30 protein-coding genes are annotated in these 24,263 nt (G+C 38.0%); 26 read left to right on the plus strand and 4 right to left on the minus strand.

Annotated features, from left to right (window positions below; translation table 11 throughout):
* Positions 1–151: 151 nt before the first annotated feature.
* From sigX to IHV09_RS20980, 8 genes are all read left to right on the plus strand, one after another.
* The gene (sigX, locus tag IHV09_RS20945) at positions 152–697 is read left to right on the plus strand and encodes an RNA polymerase sigma factor SigX (RefSeq protein WP_197134307.1); all 546 of its coding nucleotides are present in this window, start codon (positions 152–154) and stop codon (positions 695–697) included.
* Complete coding sequence (locus tag IHV09_RS20950) at positions 684–1,844, plus strand: GerMN domain-containing protein (protein ID WP_197192164.1); 1,161 nt, start codon at positions 684–686, stop codon at positions 1,842–1,844. The genes sigX and IHV09_RS20950 overlap by 14 nt, the downstream gene beginning before the upstream one ends.
* A gap of 249 nt (positions 1,845–2,093) precedes the next feature.
* On the plus strand, positions 2,094–2,555 hold the full coding sequence (locus tag IHV09_RS20955) for a C40 family peptidase (RefSeq protein WP_231618444.1): 462 nt from the start codon (positions 2,094–2,096) through the stop codon (positions 2,553–2,555).
* 125 nt (positions 2,556–2,680) lie between these two features.
* Positions 2,681–3,646 (plus strand): UV DNA damage repair endonuclease UvsE, encoded by a 966-nt coding sequence (gene uvsE / locus IHV09_RS20960; protein ID WP_197265392.1) that lies wholly within the window; start codon positions 2,681–2,683, stop codon positions 3,644–3,646.
* A gap of 161 nt (positions 3,647–3,807) precedes the next feature.
* Entirely contained in the window at positions 3,808–4,533 is a 726-nt protein-coding gene (locus IHV09_RS20965; protein ID WP_197265393.1) for an SDR family NAD(P)-dependent oxidoreductase, read from the plus strand.
* Positions 4,533–5,558 carry an S-adenosylmethionine:tRNA ribosyltransferase-isomerase gene (locus IHV09_RS20970; RefSeq protein ID WP_197265394.1) on the plus strand — a complete coding sequence of 342 codons (1,026 nt, stop codon included), beginning with the start codon at positions 4,533–4,535 and terminating at the stop codon, positions 5,556–5,558. Before IHV09_RS20965 ends, IHV09_RS20970 begins: the two co-directional genes overlap by 1 nt.
* Positions 5,559–5,569: 11 nt before the next feature.
* Complete coding sequence (locus tag IHV09_RS20975) at positions 5,570–5,947, plus strand: VOC family protein (protein ID WP_197265395.1); 378 nt, start codon at positions 5,570–5,572, stop codon at positions 5,945–5,947.
* A gap of 37 nt (positions 5,948–5,984) precedes the next feature.
* Positions 5,985–6,440 carry a VOC family protein gene (locus tag IHV09_RS20980; RefSeq protein ID WP_197265396.1) on the plus strand — a complete coding sequence of 152 codons (456 nt, stop codon included), beginning with the start codon at positions 5,985–5,987 and terminating at the stop codon, positions 6,438–6,440.
* Positions 6,441–6,498: 58 nt separating this feature from the next.
* Here IHV09_RS20980 and IHV09_RS20985 read toward each other — a convergent pair whose 3' ends face one another.
* Entirely contained in the window at positions 6,499–7,245 is a 747-nt protein-coding gene (locus IHV09_RS20985) for a metallophosphoesterase family protein (protein ID WP_197265397.1), read from the minus strand.
* Between the two features lie 74 nt (positions 7,246–7,319).
* On the opposite strand from IHV09_RS20985, the gene IHV09_RS20990 reads away from it, so the two are divergent.
* On the plus strand, positions 7,320–7,481 hold the full coding sequence (locus IHV09_RS20990; RefSeq protein WP_197265398.1) for a hypothetical protein: 162 nt from the start codon (positions 7,320–7,322) through the stop codon (positions 7,479–7,481).
* A 545-nt stretch (positions 7,482–8,026) separates the two neighbouring features.
* On the opposite strand, the gene IHV09_RS20995 is transcribed toward IHV09_RS20990, so the two are convergent.
* Complete coding sequence (locus IHV09_RS20995; RefSeq protein WP_197265399.1) at positions 8,027–9,862, minus strand: LTA synthase family protein; 1,836 nt, start codon at positions 9,860–9,862, stop codon at positions 8,027–8,029.
* A 112-nt stretch (positions 9,863–9,974) separates the two neighbouring features.
* Between IHV09_RS20995 and IHV09_RS21000 the strand changes: the two genes are divergently transcribed.
* The 4 genes from IHV09_RS21000 to IHV09_RS21015 are packed head-to-tail and all read left to right on the plus strand — an operon-like array spanning position 9,975 to position 11,874.
* Complete coding sequence (locus IHV09_RS21000; protein WP_197265400.1) at positions 9,975–10,376, plus strand: VOC family protein; 402 nt, start codon at positions 9,975–9,977, stop codon at positions 10,374–10,376.
* A gap of 8 nt (positions 10,377–10,384) precedes the next feature.
* On the plus strand, positions 10,385–10,942 hold the full coding sequence (gene lepB, locus IHV09_RS21005; protein ID WP_197134340.1) for a signal peptidase I: 558 nt from the start codon (positions 10,385–10,387) through the stop codon (positions 10,940–10,942).
* A gap of 51 nt (positions 10,943–10,993) precedes the next feature.
* Positions 10,994–11,491, plus strand: coding sequence for a DNA-3-methyladenine glycosylase I (locus tag IHV09_RS21010; protein ID WP_197192175.1), 498 nt, complete (start codon positions 10,994–10,996; stop codon positions 11,489–11,491).
* A gap of 44 nt (positions 11,492–11,535) precedes the next feature.
* Positions 11,536–11,874: a L,D-transpeptidase gene (locus IHV09_RS21015; protein ID WP_370569013.1), complete on the plus strand. Its 339-nt coding sequence runs from the start codon at positions 11,536–11,538 to the stop codon at positions 11,872–11,874.
* Between the two features lie 155 nt (positions 11,875–12,029).
* Here IHV09_RS21015 and IHV09_RS21020 read toward each other — a convergent pair whose 3' ends face one another.
* Positions 12,030–13,295 (minus strand): helix-turn-helix domain-containing protein, encoded by a 1,266-nt coding sequence (locus IHV09_RS21020; protein ID WP_197265402.1) that lies wholly within the window; start codon positions 13,293–13,295, stop codon positions 12,030–12,032.
* A 224-nt stretch (positions 13,296–13,519) separates the two neighbouring features.
* Between IHV09_RS21020 and IHV09_RS21025 the strand changes: the two genes are divergently transcribed.
* The 11 genes from IHV09_RS21025 (at position 13,520) to IHV09_RS21075 (ending at position 21,824) form a co-directional block, all read left to right on the plus strand.
* Positions 13,520–14,422 (plus strand): hypothetical protein, encoded by a 903-nt coding sequence (locus IHV09_RS21025; RefSeq protein WP_197265403.1) that lies wholly within the window; start codon positions 13,520–13,522, stop codon positions 14,420–14,422.
* Positions 14,423–14,522: 100 nt separating this feature from the next.
* Positions 14,523–14,933: an NUDIX hydrolase gene (locus IHV09_RS21030; protein ID WP_370568861.1), complete on the plus strand. Its 411-nt coding sequence runs from the start codon at positions 14,523–14,525 to the stop codon at positions 14,931–14,933.
* A gap of 47 nt (positions 14,934–14,980) precedes the next feature.
* Positions 14,981–15,280 carry a hypothetical protein gene (locus IHV09_RS21035; RefSeq protein ID WP_197134352.1) on the plus strand — a complete coding sequence of 100 codons (300 nt, stop codon included), beginning with the start codon at positions 14,981–14,983 and terminating at the stop codon, positions 15,278–15,280.
* A 32-nt stretch (positions 15,281–15,312) separates the two neighbouring features.
* Positions 15,313–16,248 (plus strand): magnesium transporter CorA family protein, encoded by a 936-nt coding sequence (locus tag IHV09_RS21040; protein ID WP_197265404.1) that lies wholly within the window; start codon positions 15,313–15,315, stop codon positions 16,246–16,248.
* 186 nt (positions 16,249–16,434) lie between these two features.
* Entirely contained in the window at positions 16,435–17,637 is a 1,203-nt protein-coding gene (locus IHV09_RS21045; protein WP_197265405.1) for a D-alanyl-D-alanine carboxypeptidase family protein, read from the plus strand.
* Positions 17,638–17,783: 146 nt separating this feature from the next.
* Entirely contained in the window at positions 17,784–18,887 is a 1,104-nt protein-coding gene (locus tag IHV09_RS21050) for an HD-GYP domain-containing protein (RefSeq protein WP_197265406.1), read from the plus strand.
* A 52-nt stretch (positions 18,888–18,939) separates the two neighbouring features.
* Positions 18,940–19,422 carry a DinB family protein gene (locus tag IHV09_RS21055; RefSeq protein ID WP_197265407.1) on the plus strand — a complete coding sequence of 161 codons (483 nt, stop codon included), beginning with the start codon at positions 18,940–18,942 and terminating at the stop codon, positions 19,420–19,422.
* A gap of 280 nt (positions 19,423–19,702) precedes the next feature.
* A complete protein-coding gene (locus IHV09_RS21060) occupies positions 19,703–20,008 on the plus strand; it encodes an antibiotic biosynthesis monooxygenase family protein (RefSeq protein WP_197265408.1) in 306 nt (101 codons plus the stop codon).
* Positions 20,005–20,385 (plus strand): hypothetical protein, encoded by a 381-nt coding sequence (locus IHV09_RS21065; protein WP_197265409.1) that lies wholly within the window; start codon positions 20,005–20,007, stop codon positions 20,383–20,385. Before IHV09_RS21060 ends, IHV09_RS21065 begins: the two co-directional genes overlap by 4 nt.
* 21 nt (positions 20,386–20,406) lie before the next feature.
* On the plus strand, positions 20,407–21,057 hold the full coding sequence (locus tag IHV09_RS21070; RefSeq protein ID WP_197192184.1) for a cobalamin B12-binding domain-containing protein: 651 nt from the start codon (positions 20,407–20,409) through the stop codon (positions 21,055–21,057).
* The gene (locus tag IHV09_RS21075) at positions 21,054–21,824 is read left to right on the plus strand and encodes an STAS domain-containing protein (RefSeq protein ID WP_197134365.1); all 771 of its coding nucleotides are present in this window, start codon (positions 21,054–21,056) and stop codon (positions 21,822–21,824) included. Before IHV09_RS21070 ends, IHV09_RS21075 begins: the two co-directional genes overlap by 4 nt.
* A 16-nt stretch (positions 21,825–21,840) precedes the next feature.
* On the opposite strand, the gene IHV09_RS21080 is transcribed toward IHV09_RS21075, so the two are convergent.
* The gene (locus IHV09_RS21080) at positions 21,841–22,446 is read right to left on the minus strand and encodes a rhomboid family intramembrane serine protease (protein WP_197134367.1); all 606 of its coding nucleotides are present in this window, start codon (positions 22,444–22,446) and stop codon (positions 21,841–21,843) included.
* A 229-nt stretch (positions 22,447–22,675) separates the two neighbouring features.
* On the opposite strand from IHV09_RS21080, the gene acpS reads away from it, so the two are divergent.
* Both acpS and IHV09_RS21090 read left to right on the plus strand, forming a co-directional pair.
* Positions 22,676–23,035 carry a holo-ACP synthase gene (gene acpS / locus IHV09_RS21085; protein ID WP_197192186.1) on the plus strand — a complete coding sequence of 120 codons (360 nt, stop codon included), beginning with the start codon at positions 22,676–22,678 and terminating at the stop codon, positions 23,033–23,035.
* A 126-nt stretch (positions 23,036–23,161) separates the two neighbouring features.
* The gene (locus tag IHV09_RS21090) at positions 23,162–24,169 is read left to right on the plus strand and encodes a LolA family protein (protein ID WP_197265410.1); all 1,008 of its coding nucleotides are present in this window, start codon (positions 23,162–23,164) and stop codon (positions 24,167–24,169) included.
* The last annotated feature ends 94 nt before the right edge of the window (positions 24,170–24,263 follow it).

Here is a 24,263-nt window from a genome sequence, read left to right on the forward strand (position 1 = left end):
AAGGAGTTCCACTTTTGTTGGGATTTATCGACCAAATGGTCCTATCGAGATGATATAAAAAAGAGTAGACTTAGAAGTAACATATTTGTAATGTAACTTTTTATAAGAATATTCGACTACATAAATACATAGAGATAGGGGGCCACCCGAAGTGAAAGAAACGTTTGACCGACTGTATGATGAGTACCATACTGCATTATTTCAATTTATCTTCTATATGGTACGAAATCGTGAATCGGCAGAAGATCTTGTGCAAGAGGTTTATATCCGAGTGTTAAACGCTTACGAAAGTTTCGAAGGCAAAAGTTCAGAGAAAACATGGTTGTATTCCATTGCCAGGCACGTGGCCATTGACTGGCTTAGAAAACAATCAAGACGCAACAAACGGTTCCTATTTTTTGATATAAAAGAAAGTGAGAGTTTATTGCGTGATCAGGATCCCCTTCCAGAAGAGTTAGTTGCAAAAAAAGAGTCTTACAGAGATTTATATACAATGATGAAACGTTGTTCACTCGATCAGCAGCAAGTGCTTGTACTTCGGTACATTCAGTCATTATCGATCTCAGAAACTGCGCAAATATTAAGTTGGACCGAAAGTAAAGTGAAGACCACCCAGCACCGGGCTATAAAAGAATTGCGCAAATGGCTGGATCAGCAACCGGGCCTGGAGGAGGAATTGAAAGATGGAACCAATTAAGTGGGACGAAGAAAAAATTGAACAGCACCTTAAGCATTTGCCCCCGATAAGAGACCGCCGATCCAAGCAGGAGCTCTTCTTAAAGGTTCAGGCAAATATTAATTATAAGGACAATAAGGGAAAGCGGCTTCCTTCATGGAGTCTACCGGCTCTAGCTACAGCTTGCGCACTCGTGATATTTGGTGTTTTTGCCCCAGATCTGATCAAGAACGGTGTGCAGATGGAAAACTCCAAGGTCGCTGAAAACGATAAGATGGAAGGAAAGTCTTTAGATGACTCAGCGGATAAGGATCAAAACTCAGTTGGAATCATGAAAACTGAACCTTCCGTTGCTTATCACGCACCTTATCTGGATAAAAATATTAAAGCAAAAAACAAAGACTGGGTGACTGTAGGTTACTTGGATGAACAAGCACAGCTTGTCATACCTGTAAGTTTTTTAACTGATGCAGATTATTACGTCAATAAAGTAAATAAAGAACTTAAAGCATTCAATCCAAGCGATGTTGGATTAACAAATAGTCCATTAGAAAAGGCTAAAATAACCGAAGAAGAAGAAACGGTCATTGTTGATTTCCCAAAGGATACGATTAACGAAGCAGAAGAACCATTGCTACAAGCACTCATTTCAATGACTTTTGCCAATGAAGGGCAGAAGGCAAAGGTTGAATTTCGTATGAACGGTGAAAATGGCTATGAATTTCCGCGATATGGTACAGTTTCAGAATGGGATCTTCAGGTTCCAGGAGCTCCGCATTTCCGTTATGACGCACCATCAACAGATTCGTTTATCGTAAGTCTGTTTTCAACGGGGGTAGACGCTAATTCAATGCCAAAAGAGTTTACAGATGCGCTTGAGATGATGGATGATGAGCAAAAGCGTGGACTTAAGCCATTGTTACCAAAAGATACAGTATTAGGTGTGAAAATAATTAACAAGGATGATGTAGAGGTTACATTTCCTGACTCTATAAAATTATCAGCAGATGATACGGAAGACCTGATGATGATCGATGCTATTCTATTAACAGCTGAGAGCTACGGTTTTGAGTCTGTGAAGTTTAATAACACGAAACTCGATTCAATTGGCCCTTATCAGCTTGATGAAGAGATTGAAGGAGTGACCGGTGCAAACTTCTATCAATGATATACAATGTTGCTTCCCGATAGTAGTTGATCTCCACTCCAGGTGCTTCGCTTTCCGCGGGGCAGACAGTGAACCACATTCGTACGTTTCACGTATAAGTGTCTCACACCTTCCTCTCCAATCAACTGTCATAGACTGTCGAAAAAGGCTGCAATTTGCAGTCTTTTTTTTATGAAAAGAAAGTAACTTAAATTCTGTGGCCGACGACTAATAGAGTAAAAAGAGTTCATTAAAGAGAGGATGTTATTCATGAAACGTTTACTCGTCGCAGTAGTTTCATTAGGACTCGCAGCTCTGTTGATCTTAGGTGGTGTATCTGCAGCAAAAGCATCTCCATCTTATGATCAAGAAGTGACAGAAACGGCTAAACTCTACAAAGGAGCTCCATTTAAATGGGGTGGCACAACACCAAAAGGATTTGATGCATCAGGGTTTACCACATATATATTCAAAACAACAGTAGTGAAGAAAAGTTTGCCAAGAACGGCCGCTGATCAGTATAAAGGCGGCACATCCGTTGCAAAAGGAAAAGAAAAATTAGGTGACCTCGTATTTTTCAAAACAAATGGTAAAAGCGTCTCATTTGTAGGCATCTATATGGGGAATAAAGAGTTTATCGCAGCTACTTCAAAAGGTGTACGGATACAGTCACTCGATGCTAAGTACTGGAAGGGAACGTATGTAGGTTCTAAAAGATATTTACCTGAGTAGACATGTGAACTGTCCTTGATGTTGAGGGCAGTTTCTTTTATTTGCATTCTTGTTCAATTCATCATATTGGATAAAAACAAAAGCAATAGGGTCATACTGGTAGTGATGAAAAAGAGGTGTGACAGATGACTATAATTAAGCTTGGTTTTGTGGCGATGAGCATGGAGTTAAAAAATGCTTCTCCGTCCAAAACCATGACCTATAAACAATTCAGCCAGCTGCAGAATAGAGAAGCTGGGTTGAGGAAACTTGAGCGCATATCGCTAGCCAATATAACCAATACGCTACGAGTGTTAAAGCATGCAGTGGCTAACGATGTACGGTTTTATCGAATGACCTCTAGAATCATTCCGCTAGCCAATCATAGTGAGCTCTTAGACTGGGATTATATCACTCCTTTACGTGATGCACTCCATGAGATGGGACAATATGCAAAACAACATAATATGAGGCTAGATTTTCACCCGGACCATTTTGTACTGATCAATTCTCCGAAAAAAGAGATTCTTAAAAATTCTCTAAAGACGTTACAGCTTCACTACAAAATACTTAAAAGCATGGGAATCGATACAGAGCATCGTTGTGTGATGCATGTAGGTGGAAACTATAAAGAAACCGATGTAGCACTTGAGCGCTTCGTGCAGAATTGGGGAAGCGTTCCGTTATCGGTTCAAAGAATGATCATGCTAGAGAACGACGATACATCTTTTACAATGGCGGATGCTTTGTACCTATGTGAAAAGCTGCAGATTCCCCTCGTGTTCGATTATCACCATCATCTTGCATACCATCATGACGAGAACTGGATACAGCATTGGCCACGAGTGGTAGAGTCATGGAAAACATCTCCATTGCCATTGAAGATGCATATCTCGAGTCCAAAGAGCGAGAAGCAATTTAGAAATCATGCTGACTATGTGGATGTGAATATGTTTTTTGATTTTTTGAAAGAAGTAAAAGGTAGTGTGGAAGAAATAGACTGTATGATTGAATCCAAGAAAAAAGATTTAGCCCTTTTTCAGCTTATGAGGGAAATAAAAGAAAGAAACGATGTTGAAATCATAGATGGAGCATCGTTTCGGCTAAAGTAAAACCTTTGCTACGGCAGAGGTTTTTTTATTTTCCGGGAAATTTGTCGAAAAATTTGTAAATTAAATCGTTGACGAATGAAAAGAAGTGTCACTATAATAAAAATACTTAGTAAACATAAATGTATAAAAAGTATAAAATATAAATTCAGGAGGAACACGAAATGAAAAAAGTAATCATGATAACAGGAGCTTCAAAAGGTTTAGGTAAAGCGCTTTCTCTATATTTTGCCCGGGAAGGTTATAATTTGGCGATATGCGCAAGAAACGAAGATGCCCTTCAAAGTGTGAAGAGTGAAGCGATTCAGCTTGGAGCAGACGTTCTAGCGATAGAAGCAGATATGTCGAAGTCAAAAGATGTAGAACGATTCGTAGCTCTGACAGAAGAGCGCTTTGGAGTAATAGATGTTTTAATTAACAATGCATCCATCATAGGTCCTAGCCCAATTCCTTATTTACTTGATTATCCAGAACAGGATTTTGAAGAAGTTCTTCGCGTAAATACGATCGGACCATTTTTAGTAACAAGAAGAGTGTTACCGATCATGCTGCAAAAACAACAGGGAAGCATCATTAATATTACATCAGAAGCGGGAGCAACTGGTTATGCAGGTTGGGGAGCATATGGCATCTCAAAATTTGCACTTGAAGGGTTGACCGAAACATGGGCAGATGAAGTTAGTGAATCTGGTGTACGTGTGAACATGGTTGATCCTGGTGAGATGGATACAGACATGCATGCACGTGCTGTACCAGATTGTGATTATGAGCTTGCAAAGCCTGAAGATCTGACGGCTGTTTTTGGATACTTGGCATCAGATGCCTCTTTCCTCATTACCGGCAAGCGATTTGAAGCACAGACGTTTCAGCTTGAGGGGAGTGAGTTTTAATGGAAACAGCGATGAAGTTTGAGGTTCCAGATGAACTAAATGCAATAGAACCACCAGAACGAAGGGGATTACGCAGAGATTATGTGAAAATGATGGTGCTCGACAAAAACACAGGAAAGACAGATCATACACAATTCTACCAACTGGACCGTTATTTGAAAAAAGGTGATCTGCTTGTACTTAACGCGAGCCGAACAGTTCCAGCCGTTTTAAAGAGTCGAAAAGAAGCTGATGGCTCTGAGGTAGAGATCCGACTGGCTCACAGGAAGAATGAATCAATATGGGAAGCACTTCCCGTTAGCGGAACTGTAAAAGAAGGTGATATCATCCGTTTTTCTCCGACATTAACGGCTACTATTATCGAACAGTCAGAAGACACACCTTTTGTATCATTAGCCTTTAATCTATGCTGCTCTTCGCTGTTCAACCAGATCTATGATTTAGGAGAACCCGTCAGGTATGAATACATCCAGAAACCTTGGAATCTAGATTACTATCAAACGGTTTTCGCGACCATTCCAGGGTCTGTAGAGATGCCTTCTGCTGGAAGGGCGTTCAGTTGGGAGCTTCTGTTTCGACTTCAGAAAAAAGGCGTTAAGATCGCTTATATTACGCTTCATACGGGATTAAGTTATTTGCTGGATGATAAGTGGCATAAAGGACCAGATAAAAACTTTGAAAACTATCATATCCCGAATGAAACGGCAGACCTTATTTCTGAAACGAAAAACAATGGAGGTCGCGTCATAGCAGTTGGTACAACAGTTGTAAGAACGCTAGAGACAGTCGCGGAACAAAACGGAAGGGTCCAGGCAGCTAGTGGATGGACGAATCTATATATTACTGAAAATACGAAACTGGCCGTATGTGATGGATTAATTACAGGGATGCATGAACCGGAGGCGAGTCATCTGCAATTGCTTTCTGCATTCGTAGACCGATCCAAGTTATATAAAGCTTACAATGATGCGATTCAAAAGCGATATCTCTGGCACGAGTTTGGCGATATGAATCTAATTTTGTAAGTGAGAAAATCATGATGCTGCATCATATCGGTCTCTACGTAAGTGATATGAAAAAGTCTAGTGAATTCTATGAAAAGATTCTACCTATCGAAAAGAAAGAAAGTTTCATGTGGAACGATACAGAGCTAGGTTTTTTAATAGGGGAAGGATTTCAGCTTGAATTGATGCCTAATTCAGGGAGTCATACGGCATCCGGCCATATCGCATTCAGCGTGACTTCTGTAACGGAAAAAATAAAGGAACTATCTCTTAAGGAAATCTTTCTAACAGAAGGACCTTTTGACCTTCCAAACGGTTGGAGAACTGTTTTTTACGAAGGTCCAGACGGAGAAGAGATTGAATTTATACAAACTACCAACCCTCTAGTACTTCATCCCAAAGAAAATTAGAAAATAATATATAGAATAAGTTAATAGGAGTAATCAAATGATTAAAGGACTTTACGAAGCACATTTACCGGTAAGTAATCTTAAAACATCCATAGACTTTTATAAGAAACTAGATTTAGAAATCGCGTATCAACAAGATAAACTAGTGTTTTTCTGGATTGAGAAAGGAAGAAGTTGGTTAGGGTTATGGGAAACAGACAAGGTTAAAACACCCTATCACCCATCGTTAAGACATATCGCTTTTCAAATAGATAGAGAGGATATGTTAAATATAAAGAGTTGGTTAGAAGAAAGGGCTATAGAAGTCTCTACTAATTTTGGATTTCCACCTGAAAAACAACCTTTAGTATTACCTAATAATCCACAAGCTCACGCAGCCATTTATTTTAAAGATCCAGATGGAAATAGCATCGAATTAATGGCTCCTTTAAGATTGGATGTTAAAGAAGAATTTAATATGATGACATTAGATGAATGGAATCTAACCAAATAAATGATTTCAACTACAAAGAAGCACAGTAATAAATGAGTCGCAAAAAATGAGCTACCTCCTAACCATGAAAAGCTCTCATTAAAAACGGACCATCTGGAACTTCAAGTTCTCTGTAAGTCTTAAACAGATTTGTTTGGTCGTAGGCTACAGATTTAAATTCAATCTTAAGTTCCTTTTCATCTGCGATATAGATGATGGCATAGCGCGCTTCGGCAACCTTATTACATCCTAGTGCGCCAGGATTCACTAAAAGCGTTTGATTTACCTTAAAGTCGTGAAGGATATGATGATGACCAAATCCTATAAAATCATAGGTGAATAAGCCTTTAAAGAGCTCTTTCATCGCTAAAGAATCAGGTTTACTTACAATCGGCATAAAGGGATCTTCAGATATTGGAGATTCCTTTTTTCCTTGTTTATAAGGATAGTGTGTGATGAGAAAGTGAAAACCTTCTTCCTCAAATGCAAGCTCTCGGGGAAGTGCGTTCAATGTATGAGCATATGTATCTTTAAGCTGGTCGGCAATCCATTGATGATGTTGTTTCGCATGCCAGTGACTCTTAGGGTGAGGCAGACCATATTTTAACGCCAAAATCGATTCATCATGATTTCCCGTAACCATCTTAATAGATGGCAAGTTACATAACCGTTCAAGCACCTCGTTTGTAAACGGACCGATCCCAATCATGTCACCGCCACTAATAAAACGAGAGATTCCCATTCTTGTAGCGTCATCAATAACAGCTTGAAGAGCATCTAAATTACCGTGAATATCTGTAAAATAAGCAAAAAGAGGTTTCAACATATTTCCACCTTCAACAAATTATCTTTTATAATGAAATAAGCTTATTCTTGCAAAAAGACCAGGAGGTTAAGGAATTGAGAAAGAAGTTAGGTTTTATTTTTGAATTAGTCTTATTTCTTATTGCCCTATTAAGTATGTTGTACTTTATCTACATAGATGAGTGGAAGAGTATTTATTTCTTAACATTCCTAATCGTAGCTGTTGGTTCTGCTTTGAGGTTATTTAAAAATATTTAAGACGTAGATAGATAGGATTTGTATGAAAGAAAAAATATTGCCCTCACCAATTTTTTATACTAGTTTAAGCTGCTTCTTGCAAAAAGCACTTTATTAATTGTTTGTTGCTTTTAACTCCTTGTCACCTTTGCTATTGATTGGAGTGGAAGGTGCGAGACTCCTACGGGACAGGCGGACAGCTGAGACACTTAAGAGTGAAACGTACGAATGTGGCTCAGCGTCTGCCCCGTGGAAACGAGCAGACTGGAACGGAAATCAACACTTCCAAAAGCAACAAAGTTTTCGAAAACAGCCTTATAAAAAGACTTAGGAGGTTGAGAAAATGAGAGTGAAGCTTGCCTTTATTTTAGATTGTATTATTATTTTAGCTGCTTTGTTAAGCATCTTTTACTTAATCTTCATAGGTGAGTGGAGTAACATATTTTTTATTTCGTGTTTAATCCTAGGTCTTAACTCCATAATTAGCATATCAAAAGAAGTAAAAGAAGGTTTTAAATGAATCTTGATAGACACTAAAAAATATAGCCCCTCACAAGGGGCTATATTTATTTTAAGAATCGCAGCAGATCACCATATATGATTCGATCTGACTGATCAAGTTCCTCTTTTGCCTGCTCAATGTATGACTTGCACTTATCTTCTTCTACTGGTGCTCCAAATGGTTTTACATAACAAGTCTCATTTGTATAAATATAGTTGTCTGTAATGAAGGAGCCATTACGGAGCACGGTTAGTTCATGATGATCTTTTGAAAAAAGATCGGTTCCAAAATGAACGTCATCCTTCGACTCAATTCCAAGCAAGTGTAATAGAGTAGGTTTGAGATCAATCTGTCCGCCAACTGTATCTAACTGCTTCCCTTTTTTCCCTGGAACGTGAATGAATAAGGGTACTTGCTGCAGTTCTACTTGATTGTAAGCGGTAAGTGTTGCTTTGCTCAACACATCTGCCATCGCTTCTTGATGCCGTTCTGATATGCCATAATGGTCGCCATATACGACAACGACTGAATTCTCATATAATCCAGAGCTCTTCAGTTCTTCAAAAAACTGACGCAGTGCTTCGTCCGCGTAGCGAACGGTTGTAAAATAGCGGCTAACCGTTCCATCATCTACAGGGTAAGGCTCAATCCACTGTTCTTTTTCATGAATTAAATATGGATGATGATTGGTTAGGGTAATAAAACGGGCATAAAAGGGCTGAGGCAGCTTTTTTAAATACGGCATGGATTGTTTAAAGAAAGGTATATCTTTAAGTCCATAGTTAATCGAGTTATCGTCCGTTACATGATAATATTCTTCACTATAAAACTTGTCATAGCCCATCGTTTTATAGATAACGTCTCGATTCCAAAAGCTTTTATTATTGCCGTGAAAAACAGCTGAATAATAGCCACTTGATTTTAAAATCTCAGGCATAGCGTTGTATTCATTTAATGGGTGTGTTTGAAAAACAGCACCTCTTGGCAGTGGATATAGGGAATTATCGATTAAAAACTCAGAATCAGATGTCTTTCCCTGTCCTGTTTGATGATAGAAGTTATTAAAATAATAGCTAGATTCAGCAAGTTCATTTAAAAAGGGAGTAACTTCTTTACCGTTTATTTTGTAGTTTAGTACAAAATTTTGGGTGGATTCTAGGGATACCATGATTACGTTTTTTCCTTTTGCAATTCCATAGAGCTCGGGGTTGTTAGCTGTTTCTTTTTTCACATTTGAGAGAATCTCCTCTGCATCCATGTTGCTCGCTAGTGCTTTTTGCATAGAAGACTTCGATTGAAGCATGATGTCGTACAGATGATAATTGAACGTTCCTAAGCTTTTCACAAGTATTTCTCTGTCAAATGTACGGGTTAAAAGCTGTGGTCGGTTTATTTCTGCAAGGATCAAATGAACGGCCAATACAGCCACACCACATAAGAATATTTTTCTGCGATCTACAGGTTTTAATAGATGATCAGCCTTCCATCTTGTCTGCTTTAATAGATATGCTAATAAAAACAAATCAACAAAAAAGAAGATGTCTGTTACATAGACCAGTTCATAAACACTGTTTCCGATATCTCCAACATTCTTGGTTTGAAACAGTACCGGGATCGTAAGGAAGTCCGTAAAGAATCGATAATAGACGACGTTCGCATACAAGATAAAACTATAAATGAAGGACAGCCATAGAATGATTCGACTTCTTTTACCAGGTGAAGCAAGGTTAGCTAAACAAAAATAGAGTACGAGAAAACTGAGCGGATTTAAAAATAATAAAATTTCTTGCAGGAAATGATCGATAGGCAGCGTAAATGAAACTTTATAAACAATATAGGTTTTCAACCAAAGCAAAGAAATAGCCAGGAAGATTGCTGCGTGTTTTGTTTTAGGATTCATAAGTATAACCCTCCTGTAGTGAAACGGAAATCTTTACCATTGTAGGCTATTTCTCGAAAGATTAAAAGTGATAGAGGACCTTTTTTAAGTATAGGAAGAAATAGGAGAAACGATGACACTACCACAAGGCTTCCATCATATCGAAATTAATGTGAAGAATCTGAAGAAAACGAGCGAGTTTTATGAATGGCTGATGCCAGAGTTAGGTTTTTCTCTATATCAGGAATGGGAAAATGGTTTTAGCTACAAGATAGAATCGTCTTATCTTGTTTTTGTACAAACAGAAGAATTGTATATGGACATCCCTTTTCACCGAAAGCGTTCAGGACTTAATCACCTGGCCTTTTGGGCTAAATCACGTGCGCAAATAGAGCACCTTCGTGTACAATTGAAGAAGAAAAATATTTCCTTTTTATATGAGGACAAGTTTCCTTTTGCAGGTGGAGAAAATCATTATGCTTTATTCTTTGAAGATCCAGATCGATTAAAAATTGAAATCGTTGCGCCGAGGTGAATGAAGAAATGATAGAACAAGAAAAAGAAACAAAGCAAAAAAGTGAATGGGTTAGCTGGTTAAAGGCGATTGGATTTGCTTTAGTCTTTGTATTTATCACAAAAGCCTATTTCTTTGCTCCATATATGGTAGAAGGTGCATCTATGTCACCTACTCTTCACGACCAAGAAAAGCTGTATGTTAATAAAATTGTTTATGCGTTTTCTGAGCCCCAAAAAGGCGATATTGTTATTATTAAAGGTGACGATAAGCGGTACGTAAAACGAGTGATAGGTTTAGAAGGTGACGTTATTCAAATGAAGAGTGACAGCCTTTATGTAAATAATAAAAAAGTGAAAGAGTCTTATCTTCAAGAAAATAAATCTGAAGCGAAAAGCTTAGGGGTGTACCTAACGGAGGATTTTGGTCCACTGAAAGTCCCAAAAGGGAAAGTTTTCGTAATGGGCGACAACCGTCTTAATAGTATGGATTCACGAAACGGACTAGGTTTGATCGAAACGAAAGCAATCGAAGGTCGTTCTGAAGTCGTCATCTACCCTTTTTCAGAAATGCGTGCAACCCAATAACAAAAGTGCAGCCAGGCTGCGCTTTTTATTTTTATAAAAGGAGTATGTGAGATGAACCGATGCAAGTGGAGTGAAGAAAGCGAGATGCTGCAACAGTATCATGATAACGAATGGGGTCAGTATGTAGTTGGAGACAATGCCTTATTCGAATGCTTAACACTAGAGCTGTTTCAATCTGGCTTAAGCTGGAAGACCATTCTTCACAAAAGAGAGAACTTCAGGCAAGCCTTTGCGCAGTTTGAGGTAGAAAAGGTCATGCAGTTTGGGGAGAAAGAGATTGAAGCACTACTAAATGATGCTGGGATCGTCAGGCATAGAAAAAAAATCGAAGCGACGATTGAAAACGCGAAGAGAGTTCATGCACTAATAAAAGAGTTTGGCAGTTTTGAAGAGTTTTTAAAACAATTGCCACATGAAACAGCAGAAAAACAAAAAGTGTTGAGAAAAACCTTCAAGCACGTTGGCTTAACAACGGCAGAAAGCTTTTTAGAAGCTACAGGGAGGATACAAGCCTCACATAGTGAGCAATGCTTCATGGTAACCAAATAGAGTCATTTCATAGTTGTCCTGCATAAGCTAAAGCGGGAGGTATGATGATGCCTTATGAGATCTATATTTCAACAACAAGAAAAAGACTAGCCCTCGTAAAAGATGGGAAAGTAATCAAACGCTATCCGATAGGTGTGGGCAAAATCCTGACACCTACGCCAACCGGAACCTATACGATAATTAATAAAGCACCTAATCCAGGCGGACCGTTCGGAGTCATGTGGATGGGACTCTCACGACCTCACTACGGCATACACGGCACAGATACACCATCATCCATCGGCAAAAACGTATCCAAAGGATGTGTGCGGATGCATAATAATCATGTTTTGGAATTATCGCAGATTGTACCTATTGGGACGAAGGTGGTTATAAGGGCATAAAAAAAGAGCTCAATCTTGAGCTCTTTTATTTAACGTATGAAATACTTTTAATGCTTGGAAGTTGATCATTAGCTTCTACTATTGAAGTGCTAGTGAAAGCAACTGCACCTACCAGAACAAGTCCTAAGATAAATTTTTTCAAACTGTTCACCTCCTTATAATATGTTCTTTCTAGCATTGTTAGAAATTCTATAATAGTTACTGGCTTTTTTATATTGTCCTTGGTCAAAATATATATCTGCTAATAATTCAGCATTAGCAGCTAAGTATTCAGTTGTACTTAACTTATCAAAATAAGGAATTGCTTCTTTAGATAAAAATTCTTCTAGGTCTTTGGATATATTCATTGTAGCTTGTTTAATTTGCAATTCAAGTATTTTTAAATGATAGTAGTATTCGTGTTTTAAATCACTTTTAATAATATCATAACCTTTATTTACCCATTCAAGTGATTTAGAGTAATCTTCAATATTAAAATATTCTCTAGCAGCCAAGTAAATTGTTGAAATAACCTGTATATTAATATCATTTAATTCTTGTTTTAATTTATAACTTTTTAAGATGTATTCTATAGCCTTCTTAGACTCATTTTTACATGAAGCGACATAGCCTAAGTTATGAAGAATAATAGCAGTAGTTGACTTATCGTTAAAGGCTTTTGAATATTTTAGAGCATGGTTTAAATGATACTCTGCTTGTGAATAATTTCGAACCCGTCTATTACTGATAGCCAGCAAGATGTGACAATCTGCACTCCTGCTATAGTTGTACTCTTTATCGAAGATTGCTATTGCTTTATATGCGTAATAATTTACTAGTGTAATTCTGTAAAGTTGACCATAATAAACAGCAATCTGGTAATATAGGACTGCTTCTTCACTTTCTTTAAGGTATATCTTTTTAAATAAAGATTCACATTTTTTAATATTATCAAGTGCTTCATTATATTTACTTAAGAAAAAATTATACATTGCCATTACTTGAAAGTAATAATAATCTAATTCAGGAGAAAATTGTTCTTGAATTTGACATAGAGGCTTCAATATTGAATGAGCTTTAGTTAGTTGATCAGTGACTAAGTAAAACCTTGCCAAAAATAAGTCGTACCGTATTAATATCTCAGGGTTAGAAACACTTTTCATTTTTTCATTAAGAGACGGAAAGTAGTCTTTTGCTTCTTCAAATCTGCGATGAACCATCATCATATTCCACTCATTCAACATCTCAAGTATTTCATTATTATCTACTTCCTCAGGCGAAATGCCTAGACGTTCGCAAAGCATATTTATTACTTCTTCACTAGATTTGGCGTCCCCTTTTTCAATTTTACTCAAGTAGGAGACTGAGCAAATTCCCTGTGCCAGCTCTTCCTGGGTTAGGCCTTTGGTTTTTCTATAATATCTTATTCGTTGACCGACCATAAAATCCCCCTTTCAGAACTTGGGAAAATTGTCATGCAAGACCCCCACTAAACAAGTATCTATCCTACCATTTTTCCCAATACAGAATAAATGGAATGTCTGATAAGATAAATATAACAGAAAATACAAAGTTTTTGCTAGAAATTGATAATTTTGAAAAGAACGATTTACATAAATCCTATGTCAGCACCGAGCCGGCGTCAAATTTGAAGGGAGAGAGTACTATGGCTAAAATGTATCAATTATCATCACGAACTGCAGAGAAGAATCAATCGCTGTATGTCTCACGTGATCCTGAAGTGGCCGGAAATATAGTAAGAAATGAGGAAGGCGCTTTTGCCTACTCCGAAGTATTCATGGACAAACAGAAGAATTACTGGTTCTCCAAGAAGAAAGATGATCAGTCAAGGGACCACAAGCTCTTCATCTTTGACCATAAAAACGGCTGCTTGAAATCTCAAGTTATTAAAGGACAACCCAACTTTTATGAATTCGAAACAAGTGTTGTAGTCGCTTGTGAAGGTGATGGTTCAAAAGGCTCAGTCTTAATTTTTTCTAAAGATGGCCCTGAGTTAGTAAAAGAGTGGAAAGTGAATGGCTTCCTGTGGGAAGTAGAGATGAACCAGGATGTTCTCTACATTTCTTCCTATATTGTTGAAGAAGATCAAGCGGTTCTTTACATCATCCGCAACGGGAAGAAAAAGCGTATAAATCTAGGAAGTAACATGGCACCTACTGATATTTTATGTCATGAAGATCTTGTATACGTTTCAGGTGCTCCCGTTCTAAACGGGGACCCAAAGAAGATCATGGTGTTGAATGACAAAGATAAAGTGGTTACAGAATACAAGCTATCCATTTCCCCACGTGCCCTATATCAAGTAGATGATCAACTTTTAGTCTACGAATTGGATCTTGCAACGGGAAAGAGCGAGCGAATCGTATACATCGATATGAAGACAGGTGAACAAAAGGAGCATGATATTCCACATTCGAAGATCGTCGAATGTACGGATGATTCTCTGTCTTTGTTAGAACAAAACAGCAAGACGCTATACACGTGGGATCATTGCAAATGTTGCATTGTGAACACTCAAAAAGTAGCTGAACAAACTAAAGTCATATAGTTTAGTAATTTAACGTCATATAATTGTAGAAAAGTCCTGGCATTCAAGCGCAGGACTTTTTTTTCATGTCCAGAAAATAGCTGTATAAGGGGGAATGGCTATGAAGTGGGAAGGTGCAAGTTGTATTTGTGTGAATGATGGAAAGCTATTGATGGTTTTACAAGGAGCAGCAGATGAGGAGAAGACGTGGAGTGTTCCTTCTGGAGGTAGAGAAGGCAACGAGAGTCTTGAGGAATGCGGCATTCGTGAAGTGTGGGAAGAAACGGGTTATGTCGTAAAAGTTGTTAGAAAGCTACATATTAAAGAAGGAATCTCTCAAAGCATCCATTTTAACGTTCACTATTTTTTAACAGATCTAGTGAGCGGTTCTTCGGTCATTCAAGATCCAGATGGTTTAATACACGATATAAGGTGGGTATCCTTGAAAGAGTTAGAGACGCTTACCTTATCCTTTCCAGAAGACCGAGAACTTTTACAAAGCTATCTGGCACCAACTAAAGAAATAATATAGTGTTTGTTCACATTTTTATAAGGGAACTCTAATGGAGGAGGATGACAGTGAAACCGATATTCGCAGAAAAGGAAGACCTTAACCGTTTGTTGGAATGGTGTAGTGACGCTCCAGAATATCAGAAGAAACTTTCTCAATATTTAGAGGATCGTGATGATACAAGCGTTGTGATAGTAGAAGAACATGAAATATTAGCCATTGCATTGTTAAAGGTACAGGAAACCGAAAAGAAGGGTTATATCTGGATTTATTCAAAGAATAAAAATTTGCAGAGTCATCCTGATATCATGCAATTCTCACTAAACTGGTTAAGAAAACAAGGCGCTAAAGAATATAACGTTATCTAAAAGCGATCATTATATAAAGGATGGATCATTCTATGGAAGAAACAAGTGTTTATAGTTGGAAGTGGCATCGTCATGTGTGTCATGAAGAAACAATTCATGACTTGATCGCAGATACGAAAGGCTGTAAAAATTGGCTGCGTAACATTAAAGAAGATAAGGTCAACTATTTAAGGATTGAAAGAGACAGTGACGGTGATCAAATTGTTCGTGGATCACTTACGTATAAACAGGATCCGGAGAATCAATCTGATTTTAAAGTTTTTCATTTTTATATACGTCCCAAATCCTTAATAACAGTGGGCTTAGACCTTTCAAGTATCCAAGGGGATCACCGTGATTCTTGTGATCATATGATTCTGGAAGAAAAGACACCTGTGGAAGGTTTTTTAATATTACTGGGTGAATTAATTAATCACTTTTTGGACGGTATTGACGCTCTGGAAATTAAGCTCAAGGAGCTGCAACGTGATGTTCAAAGAAACAATCATACCAATCTATTGAACAGCATCTATGATCGACGAATCGAGCTTATTAACTGGAGTGACTTAACACTTCCGGTTCATGAAACGCAGATGGCTATTAAGGAAGCATTTCTGGATGACATTACAGAAACACGAGCGTATAAGCGAATTGAAACTAGGATCGATCGAACAACTTCGCTTCTTTCTCATTACAGACAGGACATCGATACTTTGTTAAACCTTGAAGAAGTTCTTTCTTCTCATCGAGGAAATGAAATAATGAAAACATTAACTGTTTTTACCGTCATTTTCACTCCTGGAATGGTTCTAGGGGCAGTCTGGGGTATGAACTTCAAGAATATGCCAGAACTTGATTGGAAATTTGGTTACCTTTACGCTATGATTTCAATCGTTATCTCCACATTAGGCATATATATCTGGCTAAGAATGAAGGGGTGGACAGGAGATTTATTAAAAGGAAAGAAAAGTAGAAAACATTTTGACTAAATAAACTAAAAATATGAACGATATATAAAAGGAAACAGGCGGATTTTGTCGAACGGTATCAATTGATAAAACGCCTGTTTTTTTATGGCGAATATTACTAGATTTCATTTTGATTTCAACCATAAAAGAAACGAAACAAACAACGAAGAGATATGAAGATTAAATGACTAACGGGAGCGGAAATAAATGAAAAAACTTAGCCTAATTCTTGTTTTTTCACTGGTTATGCTTGTAAATACGCAGTTTGTACAAGCAACGGGGGAGAACACACCAGAAATTAAAAGCGAAAGCGCTGTAATGATCGATGCGAAAACAGGGGATATTTTATATCAAAAAAATAGCTCAGAACAAATGTATCCAGCAAGTATTACGAAAATCATTACAGGGATTCTGGCTATAGAATCAGGCAAGTTGGATGATTCTGTTGTCGTGAGCAGTGATGCTGTAAGAGCTGAGGGGACGCGTGTCTATTTGATGGAAGACGAGCAAGTACCTTTGAAAAAGCTTGTTCAAGGCCTTCTGATCAACTCGGGTAATGATGCAGCTGTTGCGATTGCAGAATACTTGGCAGGGGATGTCGATTCATTCGCTGACCAAATGAACGCATTTGCGAAAAAAGTGGGAGCAGAAAACACTCATTTTGTTAATCCAAACGGACTTTTTGATGAGGAACATTATACAACAGCCGAAGATATGGCGAAGATTACGCAATACGCAATGAAGAATGAAGAATTCCGAGAGATCGTATCCACAAAAGAATTGCCTTGGGTCGGAGAAGGCTGGGAAACCACGTTAAGGAATCACCATCAGCTTTTATGGGATTATCCGGGTACGATTGGTGTTAAGAACGGCTATGTTGATGAATCCAAGCACACTTTAGTTACAGCTGTTTCACGCGATAACCTAGACGTTATCATCGTTACACTAAAAGCTCCTACGAGTCGAGCGGCTTATTGGGATACGATGGCGCTTGGTGATTATGGATTTGCAAACTTCGAAAGACAAACTCTGACTAGTGGTACAAAGATTGAAGCGTTAAACGGAGAAACGTATCCGCTGAAAGAGGACCTGTCCGTTACTTTGCCAAAAGGAGAAGAACCGGTTCAGGAAGTGAGTTCAGATGGAGAGCTTCAACTGAAAGATTCTAACGGAAATGTTCTACTCACGCATACCTTGTTTAAAGAGAGAGAAAAAGAAGCTACGGCGACGATCGATAACAAATCTGTCGAGGAAGTAGATTCAACGTTTATGCAATCTGTTGTAAAGACCGGAATTTTCTTATACAGTGGATTACTGCTATTACTCGCATTTCTAGTTATATTAAGAATGAGAAGCCAAAAACATAAACATAAAAAAATGAGACAAGTTGCTCGCAGTTACGTAAAATAAAACCGTCGTTTGGCGGTTTTTTTGCTTGCATAAAAATAGACATGATGAAGCAAACATGTTTTAAATACGAACAAACTATAGGATAAAAAGCTTTTATAGTATATAATTACATTAAATTACAAAATTCGACAATTGGAGTTTCATTCATGATACGTAATATTAAGCTAGCACAGCTATTTATTGTGGGGAGTGCCTTCATTCAGGCTCTCCATCATTTTTTTATAGAACCAATCGATAATTTCTATCCATTTCTATTCTTATTTTTAATCGGGTTTCTTCCTGCTTGGGGAGTCAACCGCATACAAGAACCATACACAAAATTGGCTTTTATTTTGTGCAGTATATATGTCGTTTCGATTTCCTACTTTTTCGTTACATATCCGATCGTGCAGGCCGCATACTTCTTTTTGCCTGTATCTGCGCTACTTTTAAATGATAAGAGGCTATATTATGTTTCAAGTATAGGTGGATTGAGTTCATATCTCTTGTTATCGAACGAACCACTGAAAGACTATCTGGCGTTTATTTCGATCTATGTAATTTTTTGTTCACTTCTGTTCATGGCTCAACGAATCGTTTATCAGTCCGTTGCAGAAAAAGAAGCGATTCAGCAAGGTGTAAAAGCATTCTCGTTAGCTGTTGAAGCGAAAGATGTTTATACTCAAGGTCATTCAAAAAGAGTAGCGCTTTATGCCATGATTCTTGCCAAACATGGTCAATTTAAAAATGTAGAATGGCAAGAGCTTGAGTTGACAGCTCTCATTCATGATATCGGAAAGATTTCAACGCCAGATGCCGTGCTTTTGAAGAAAGGAAAATTAACACAAGAAGAGTACGAAATTATGAAAAAGCATCCTGTTGATGGGATGATGCTAGCAAAATCTTTTGGATACTCGGACCGTGTTTTAACAGGAATTCTTCATCATCATGAAAGATACGATGGTCTAGGCTATCCACACCGTTTAAAAGGGAAGGATATACCGATCTATTCTCGTATCTTAGCCGTTGCTGATTCTTTTGACGCGATGACGAGTAACCGTGCGTACCGTCAAGGTATGACGCCTTGGGAAGCAAAGAAAGAGATCGAGAATCAATCAGGAAAAATGTACGATCCATTTATCGTGGAAGTCTTTATGCGCGCTTATTACGATATGCTTTTGATCTGTGAAGACCACTCTGAGAATATTTTGATGAGCAACTCCGCACATAATGAGATAGCTTCTGGATTAAACGGAGGAAAAAACGCTTGAGACGAAGAAGTTAATACGAGTAGTTATTTTACATAGCAGGAGGAAAGAAGATATGAATGCAACGGCTTCCTTAACAGAAACATTACTCGAAGAATTGTATGTTGTGGTTCGAACGACCAATCAATTATTAAAAAAAGCAGATCCTTCTGTTTACAATTTTCGCCCTGTTGATAACATGCGCTCTTTTTTAGAATTAGCTAATCATTTGGTTCAGATTCCTCATATTGATTTAGCGATTTTACAGGAAAAATCAGAGCAAGAAATTCGGCAGCTTGAAAAGAAGTTATCTGCAGAAAATGTTACTGAATTAACTCATGTATTAGAAGAAGGTTATCATCTGGCGAAGTCATATTTCCTATCTCTTTCCGAAGACGATTTTTTGAAGAAAGAAACGAAGGCCTTTTATGCTGAGAAGGGTGCTACTCAGGCAAAATGGCTGGTGGAAATTGTCACTCATAGCTATCATCATCGTGGTCAGTTGTTTACTTATTTAAAACAGACCAATCACGATGTAAATATGTTTGATCTTTACTAAAGTAAAAAACCAAAGGATAGAACCAGCTCATAATCGAGTGGGTTCTATCCTTTTTTCTATGTTCAGAAGTTTGAAAAATAATTACTGTTTTAGGGCCAAATTCTCCTTGTGCATTTTTACTTAAATTCGACTTCTTTGCATATTTCCTGTAATATGAGTGGTTCAAATTTAAAAGGTGTTCCTAGTTAAAATAGCTAGCAGGAAAAATATAGTCTTTATTGAATCTTTTATGAGATAAACATTTTGTGTCGTTTAAATACATCCAAGAGGTGATGTTTCCATGTATACCGTTTTCTCTACGTTTGATGTTCCAAACGAAAAAGCAGACGAAGTAATAAATATATATAAGAACCGTTCTAGATCAGTAGATAACGCCGATGGCTTTATTGACTTCTTGTTGCTTCAGAACGATAAGCGCGCAGGTGAGCTGACCGTTCAACTCATATTTGCGTCTAAGGAAGCTTATTTAAAATGGGTAAGAAGTGAGGAGTTTAAGAAGATTCATGATTTAGAAAAGAAGTATCCCGATCAAGAATTAGCAGCTGTCATTCCCACTGTTAAGCAATATAAGGTGGTTGCTAAATGACGGAATTTAACATAAATGATATGGTAGAAAGAATAACAGAAAAAATTTACCAAAAAGATCCTTCTCTTGTCGAAAGATATGGTGACAAGGGGAGAGTGAAGTGCATCGAAGATAATCACCATCACTTTAAGCACTTAGAAACCGCATACGAACTTGATAACAGTGCATTCTTTACGGATTATGCGATCTGGCTAGATGGTATTCTGCGAAAGTTTGGAATGAGTACACAGCTTTTAATGGACAATTTTGATTTAATTATAGAGGTTCTTTTAGAAGAACAGGAAAAGCAAAGAATAGAAAATACCCGTGTCGGTATTTATATCGGATATTTGAAACAAGCAAACGATGTTTTGCGTAGTAAAGTTGAATCACACTAAATTAAAGGAGAGGTCCCATCCATGGCTATTTCAGAAGCTGAAAAACTGGCTCGTCTGTTTTTAGAAGGTAATCATGTTGAGGCATTACGTTTTATTAAACAGCAGCCTGACCAAAATCGAATGGTTTTGTTTCGAGACCTATTTACTCCTGCAATGTATATGATTGGAGACCTCTGGGAAAACAATGAGATTTCAGTCGCTGATGAACATTTAGCGACGGGAGTCTGTGATTTTGTTCTTTCCAGATTATTTCAAGTATCAGCAGATGAAACACCAGGTAAAAAGAAAGCCATGTTTTTGTGCTTGCAAGGTGAACAGCATTATCTTGGAATTAAAATGATCAACAGTATTTTTGAAGAAAAAGGCTGGGAAACGAAATACTATGGAGCAAGCTTGCCGCTGGAATATGCTTTGAAATCTGCTCTGCAATGGAAGCCAGAAGTTATTGGCTTATCCGTTTCCATCGTATACAATCTTCCTGTGTTAAAGAATTATGTTCGGTCGTTAGCCGCGCTGCCCAATAAGCCTGTTATCTTAGTAGGCGGACGACTAACAGAAAAATACGATTTAGAACCATATGTAAATAATCAGGGAATCATTATAAAAAACCTTAAACAGGCAGAAAAATGGCTGGATGAATATACCCAAGAGAGGATCAATGCCTACAAATGAGCAGTGTCTTACCTGTACCGTACGTAAAGATAGATAAGCATGGAGTTATTCACGATCGATCCTCCAAAGCCATTGAAATGTTGGATTTGCAGGCTGAAACAATTCGGGATTGTTTTGATGAAGAAAGTCATAATAAGCTAATGAAGTTTATGATGCCGTTTGAAGGCGAAAAGACATTTGAAGCAAATATAAGAGCTAAAAATCAACCGTTCTTGCTTTGCGACATCTCTATTTGTTGGGAAGGCGAATTCGCGCACATTGTTTTTATTCCAATCGGGAAACACGTCCAAGGGCTTGAAGAAAAACTTTTAGAACTTAGACTCAGGTTATCTTCTACAGATTTTGAGTTATTCGAAAAGAAAGAAGCGTTAGAAGATGCAATGAAACGTCTTGATGAATTGTCTGGACCGTTCATTCCGATCTCAGAAAAGATGGCGTTTGTTCCCTTGTTTGGTGATGTGAATGAGAGCAAGATGATCACCGTAACAGGTAATGCTTTGAAAGCCGCGTACGAAGGTCAATTTGAAGAGATTTTCTTCGATCTATCGGCAACAGGAGAAATTGATGAGGGTGGCGTGCAAAAATTAAGCGAGCTTTTCCGCATGCTTCAATACATGAATGGGAAACCAGTAAAAATCATTGGAGTAAAGCCTAAACATGCTAGGCAGTTGAACGCTTTGGATGTGGATTGGCCTGTCTATTTTGAAACTTCTTTAAAAGATGTCTTGATCGAGCATCTTCAAATAGGAAAAGCACCTCAAACGTGATGAGGTGCTTTTTGTGTTACCATCTTTTTTTCTTACGATGAAGGGAAGCGAAAATGATTGGAGCGAGAGCAGCCCCACCGATTAAACCGAACAGGTGACCCATGACGTTAATCCGTGCATTCATAAACGTGGTGACTAAGCTAATTCCCAATACAACGAGAAGAATCTGTGTGTTGGCTTGATCAATATATTGACGGTGGTTATATAGCATGTAAACATAAATGCCGAACAAACCGAAAATAGCTCCAGATGCACCGATATGAGCGTAAGAAAGTGGAAGCAGCAGTAGAGTAGCAATATTTGCAATTAATCCAGCACCTACATACCCGATAATAAATCGTGCTTTTCCAAGGATTCCTTCAAGTGCAGGACCGAACAAAACAAGTGAGAACGAGTTGAAGATCAGATGACCTGCAGCTTCGTGTGTAACAATAGGGGTAAATAAACGCCAATACTCTCCAGCGGTAATGTAATAGTTAGATCCAACCATAAAATGATACAAAGAGGTAGAAAAAGGGGTAAAATTAATAAGAAGAAACACGATAATATGTGCAGCAACTAAAAAGGTAACAATAGGATAGCGTCTGATAAAGGTCTGAAAGCTTTCATCTCTTATAAACATGGAAATAGTATCACCCTTTTTATATAAAGTGTAGGCTGTTTTTTCGTTGAGTGGAGTTAAAGCCTGCCCCGCAGAAGAACGCGAAGCACATGAAACGAAATCATCTTCATGCAAGAAAAACAAACTTTTAAAAACAGCCCAAATTTAAACATATTTATTCATCTTCCTTAAGTTTACCATGTGATGGTAGATAGGGCGAAAGATATAGCTGTAAAGGAGCTTTTATTTAATGATTGTAGGAACAGGCATCGATATGATCGAACTAAAACGAATCAAACAGGTGGTTTCCCATCAACCCCGTTTTCCGGAGCGTGTGTTAACGCCGTTCGAACAAAAAAGGTTTCAGTCTTTAAATGGGAACAGAAGATTTGAATATCTTGCGGGACGATTTGCAGCAAAAGAAGCAATGGCTAAAGCGCTCGGTGTTGGAATCGGCGCTGAACTTTCGTGGCAGGACATGGAAATTAAATCAGATGAAAAAGGTAAGCCATTTCTTACATCCCCTTACCCATATTTATGTCATCTCTCTATCTCTCATACGAAAGAATACGCGATTGCACAAGTGGTATTAGAAAGCTCGTCAAGCTAGTCTGCATATTGTCCAGGGTTGTCTCATATATTGTAATGCGGTAGAAGGGGTAGTCCTTTGCAAGATGCAGAGAGTTGGTCCCCCTTCAATGTCGAAATTACTTTGGGACAAAGGGGATGGCAAAAAATGAAGAAAACACTGTCAATGATGTTGACGGCGTTCATGATCGTATTGGTTCTGTCGGCATGTGGTGCACAAAGCCAGAACGATGTTTTAGATTCCTTGGAAGAAAGAATGGAATCCATGACAGGCTACAAAGCTGAAGCCAAGATGACATTGAGCACAGGAGAGAAGCCACTGACTTACGATTTAGAAATTTGGCATAAGAAGCCCGATTTTTATCGAGTCAGCTTAAAAAATGCTGAAAAAGATCAAAGTCAGATGATACTGCGTAACAAAGATGGAGTTTTCGTTCTTACGCCAGCTCTGAATAAAAGTTTCCGATTCCAAAGTGACTGGCCAGAAAACAACAGCCAAGTTTATTTGTTCCAATCACTCATTTCGGACATCTTGAACGATACGGACAGAGGATTTAAATCAAAAGAGAAAAGCTATGTTTTCCATACAAAAACTAATTACCAAAACAAAAATCTATATCAGCAGGAGATTACACTAAATAAAGATCTTGATCCTCAACAAGTGCGAATTATGGATCAAGACCAAAAAGAGCTTGTAAGACTGGATTTCTCAAAAGTTAAGTTTAACGCAAAATTTGATAAGAACGCTTTTGATATGGAATCAAACATGAGTAGTGCTCAATTTGAAGTACCTACATTCTCTGGTGCTGGAGAAGAGTTCGAGGTGCTGTATCCGACTTATACAGCTAACTTGAACATCGTAAATGAAAGAGAAGTCGCAGAAGGCAAAGATGATTCCAAAGTGGTATTAAACTATGCTGATGAAGACAAATCTTTTACATTGATGCAGCAGAAAAACACAGCTGTTGAAACAGCTTCCCGTCTCACAATGTCTAGTGGTGAACCTGTTGATCTAGGTTTTACTGTTGGCGCGATGACGGATCAATCGATTACATGGAATTTTAACGGTGTGGATTACTTGCTTGTCTCTAATAACCTCGGTGAAGAAGAGTTGATGGCGATTGCCCGCTCAGTGAGCGGAGAGGCGATTAAATAATTTCTACATTATATATACTAATAGGAAAACAGGCTGGCGATGATGCTAGCCTGTTTTTATTTAATTGTACGGTTATTAGAGGTAGTGGCTAATG

Origin of the sequence: Fictibacillus sp. 23RED33, assembly GCF_015903925.1 — a bacterium.
GTDB lineage: Bacteria > Bacillota > Bacilli > Bacillales > Fictibacillaceae > Fictibacillus > Fictibacillus phosphorivorans.

Excerpts from the sequence above, each read along its gene's own strand:
- IHV09_RS21055 (WP_197265407.1), top strand. The coding sequence starts at position 18,940 with ATGAATGCAACGGCTTCCTTAACAGAAACATTACTCGAAGAATTGTAT.
- IHV09_RS21020 (WP_197265402.1), bottom strand. The coding sequence starts at position 13,295 with ATGGTCGGTCAACGAATAAGATATTATAGAAAAACCAAAGGCCTAACC.
- IHV09_RS21050 (WP_197265406.1), top strand. The coding sequence starts at position 17,784 with ATGATACGTAATATTAAGCTAGCACAGCTATTTATTGTGGGGAGTGCC.
- IHV09_RS21075 (WP_197134365.1), top strand. The coding sequence starts at position 21,054 with ATGAGCAGTGTCTTACCTGTACCGTACGTAAAGATAGATAAGCATGGA.
- IHV09_RS20955 (WP_231618444.1), top strand. The coding sequence starts at position 2,094 with ATGAAACGTTTACTCGTCGCAGTAGTTTCATTAGGACTCGCAGCTCTG.
- IHV09_RS21030 (WP_370568861.1), top strand. The coding sequence starts at position 14,523 with ATGAAGTGGGAAGGTGCAAGTTGTATTTGTGTGAATGATGGAAAGCTA.
- IHV09_RS21065 (WP_197265409.1), top strand. The coding sequence starts at position 20,005 with ATGACGGAATTTAACATAAATGATATGGTAGAAAGAATAACAGAAAAA.
- IHV09_RS20950 (WP_197192164.1), top strand. The coding sequence starts at position 684 with ATGGAACCAATTAAGTGGGACGAAGAAAAAATTGAACAGCACCTTAAG.
- IHV09_RS20985 (WP_197265397.1), bottom strand. The coding sequence starts at position 7,245 with ATGTTGAAACCTCTTTTTGCTTATTTTACAGATATTCACGGTAATTTA.
- IHV09_RS21010 (WP_197192175.1), top strand. The coding sequence starts at position 10,994 with ATGAACCGATGCAAGTGGAGTGAAGAAAGCGAGATGCTGCAACAGTAT.
- IHV09_RS20975 (WP_197265395.1), top strand. The coding sequence starts at position 5,570 with ATGATGCTGCATCATATCGGTCTCTACGTAAGTGATATGAAAAAGTCT.
- IHV09_RS21090 (WP_197265410.1), top strand. The coding sequence starts at position 23,162 with ATGAAGAAAACACTGTCAATGATGTTGACGGCGTTCATGATCGTATTG.
- IHV09_RS21040 (WP_197265404.1), top strand. The coding sequence starts at position 15,313 with ATGGAAGAAACAAGTGTTTATAGTTGGAAGTGGCATCGTCATGTGTGT.
- acpS (WP_197192186.1), top strand. The coding sequence starts at position 22,676 with ATGATTGTAGGAACAGGCATCGATATGATCGAACTAAAACGAATCAAA.
- IHV09_RS20965 (WP_197265393.1), top strand. The coding sequence starts at position 3,808 with ATGAAAAAAGTAATCATGATAACAGGAGCTTCAAAAGGTTTAGGTAAA.
- IHV09_RS21025 (WP_197265403.1), top strand. The coding sequence starts at position 13,520 with ATGGCTAAAATGTATCAATTATCATCACGAACTGCAGAGAAGAATCAA.
- lepB (WP_197134340.1), top strand. The coding sequence starts at position 10,385 with ATGATAGAACAAGAAAAAGAAACAAAGCAAAAAAGTGAATGGGTTAGC.
- IHV09_RS20995 (WP_197265399.1), bottom strand. The coding sequence starts at position 9,862 with ATGAATCCTAAAACAAAACACGCAGCAATCTTCCTGGCTATTTCTTTG.
- IHV09_RS20970 (WP_197265394.1), top strand. The coding sequence starts at position 4,533 with ATGGAAACAGCGATGAAGTTTGAGGTTCCAGATGAACTAAATGCAATA.
- uvsE (WP_197265392.1), top strand. The coding sequence starts at position 2,681 with ATGACTATAATTAAGCTTGGTTTTGTGGCGATGAGCATGGAGTTAAAA.
- IHV09_RS20980 (WP_197265396.1), top strand. The coding sequence starts at position 5,985 with ATGATTAAAGGACTTTACGAAGCACATTTACCGGTAAGTAATCTTAAA.
- IHV09_RS21080 (WP_197134367.1), bottom strand. The coding sequence starts at position 22,446 with ATGTTTATAAGAGATGAAAGCTTTCAGACCTTTATCAGACGCTATCCT.
- IHV09_RS21015 (WP_370569013.1), top strand. The coding sequence starts at position 11,536 with ATGATGCCTTATGAGATCTATATTTCAACAACAAGAAAAAGACTAGCC.
- IHV09_RS21000 (WP_197265400.1), top strand. The coding sequence starts at position 9,975 with ATGACACTACCACAAGGCTTCCATCATATCGAAATTAATGTGAAGAAT.
- IHV09_RS21060 (WP_197265408.1), top strand. The coding sequence starts at position 19,703 with ATGTATACCGTTTTCTCTACGTTTGATGTTCCAAACGAAAAAGCAGAC.
- IHV09_RS21045 (WP_197265405.1), top strand. The coding sequence starts at position 16,435 with ATGAAAAAACTTAGCCTAATTCTTGTTTTTTCACTGGTTATGCTTGTA.
- IHV09_RS21070 (WP_197192184.1), top strand. The coding sequence starts at position 20,407 with ATGGCTATTTCAGAAGCTGAAAAACTGGCTCGTCTGTTTTTAGAAGGT.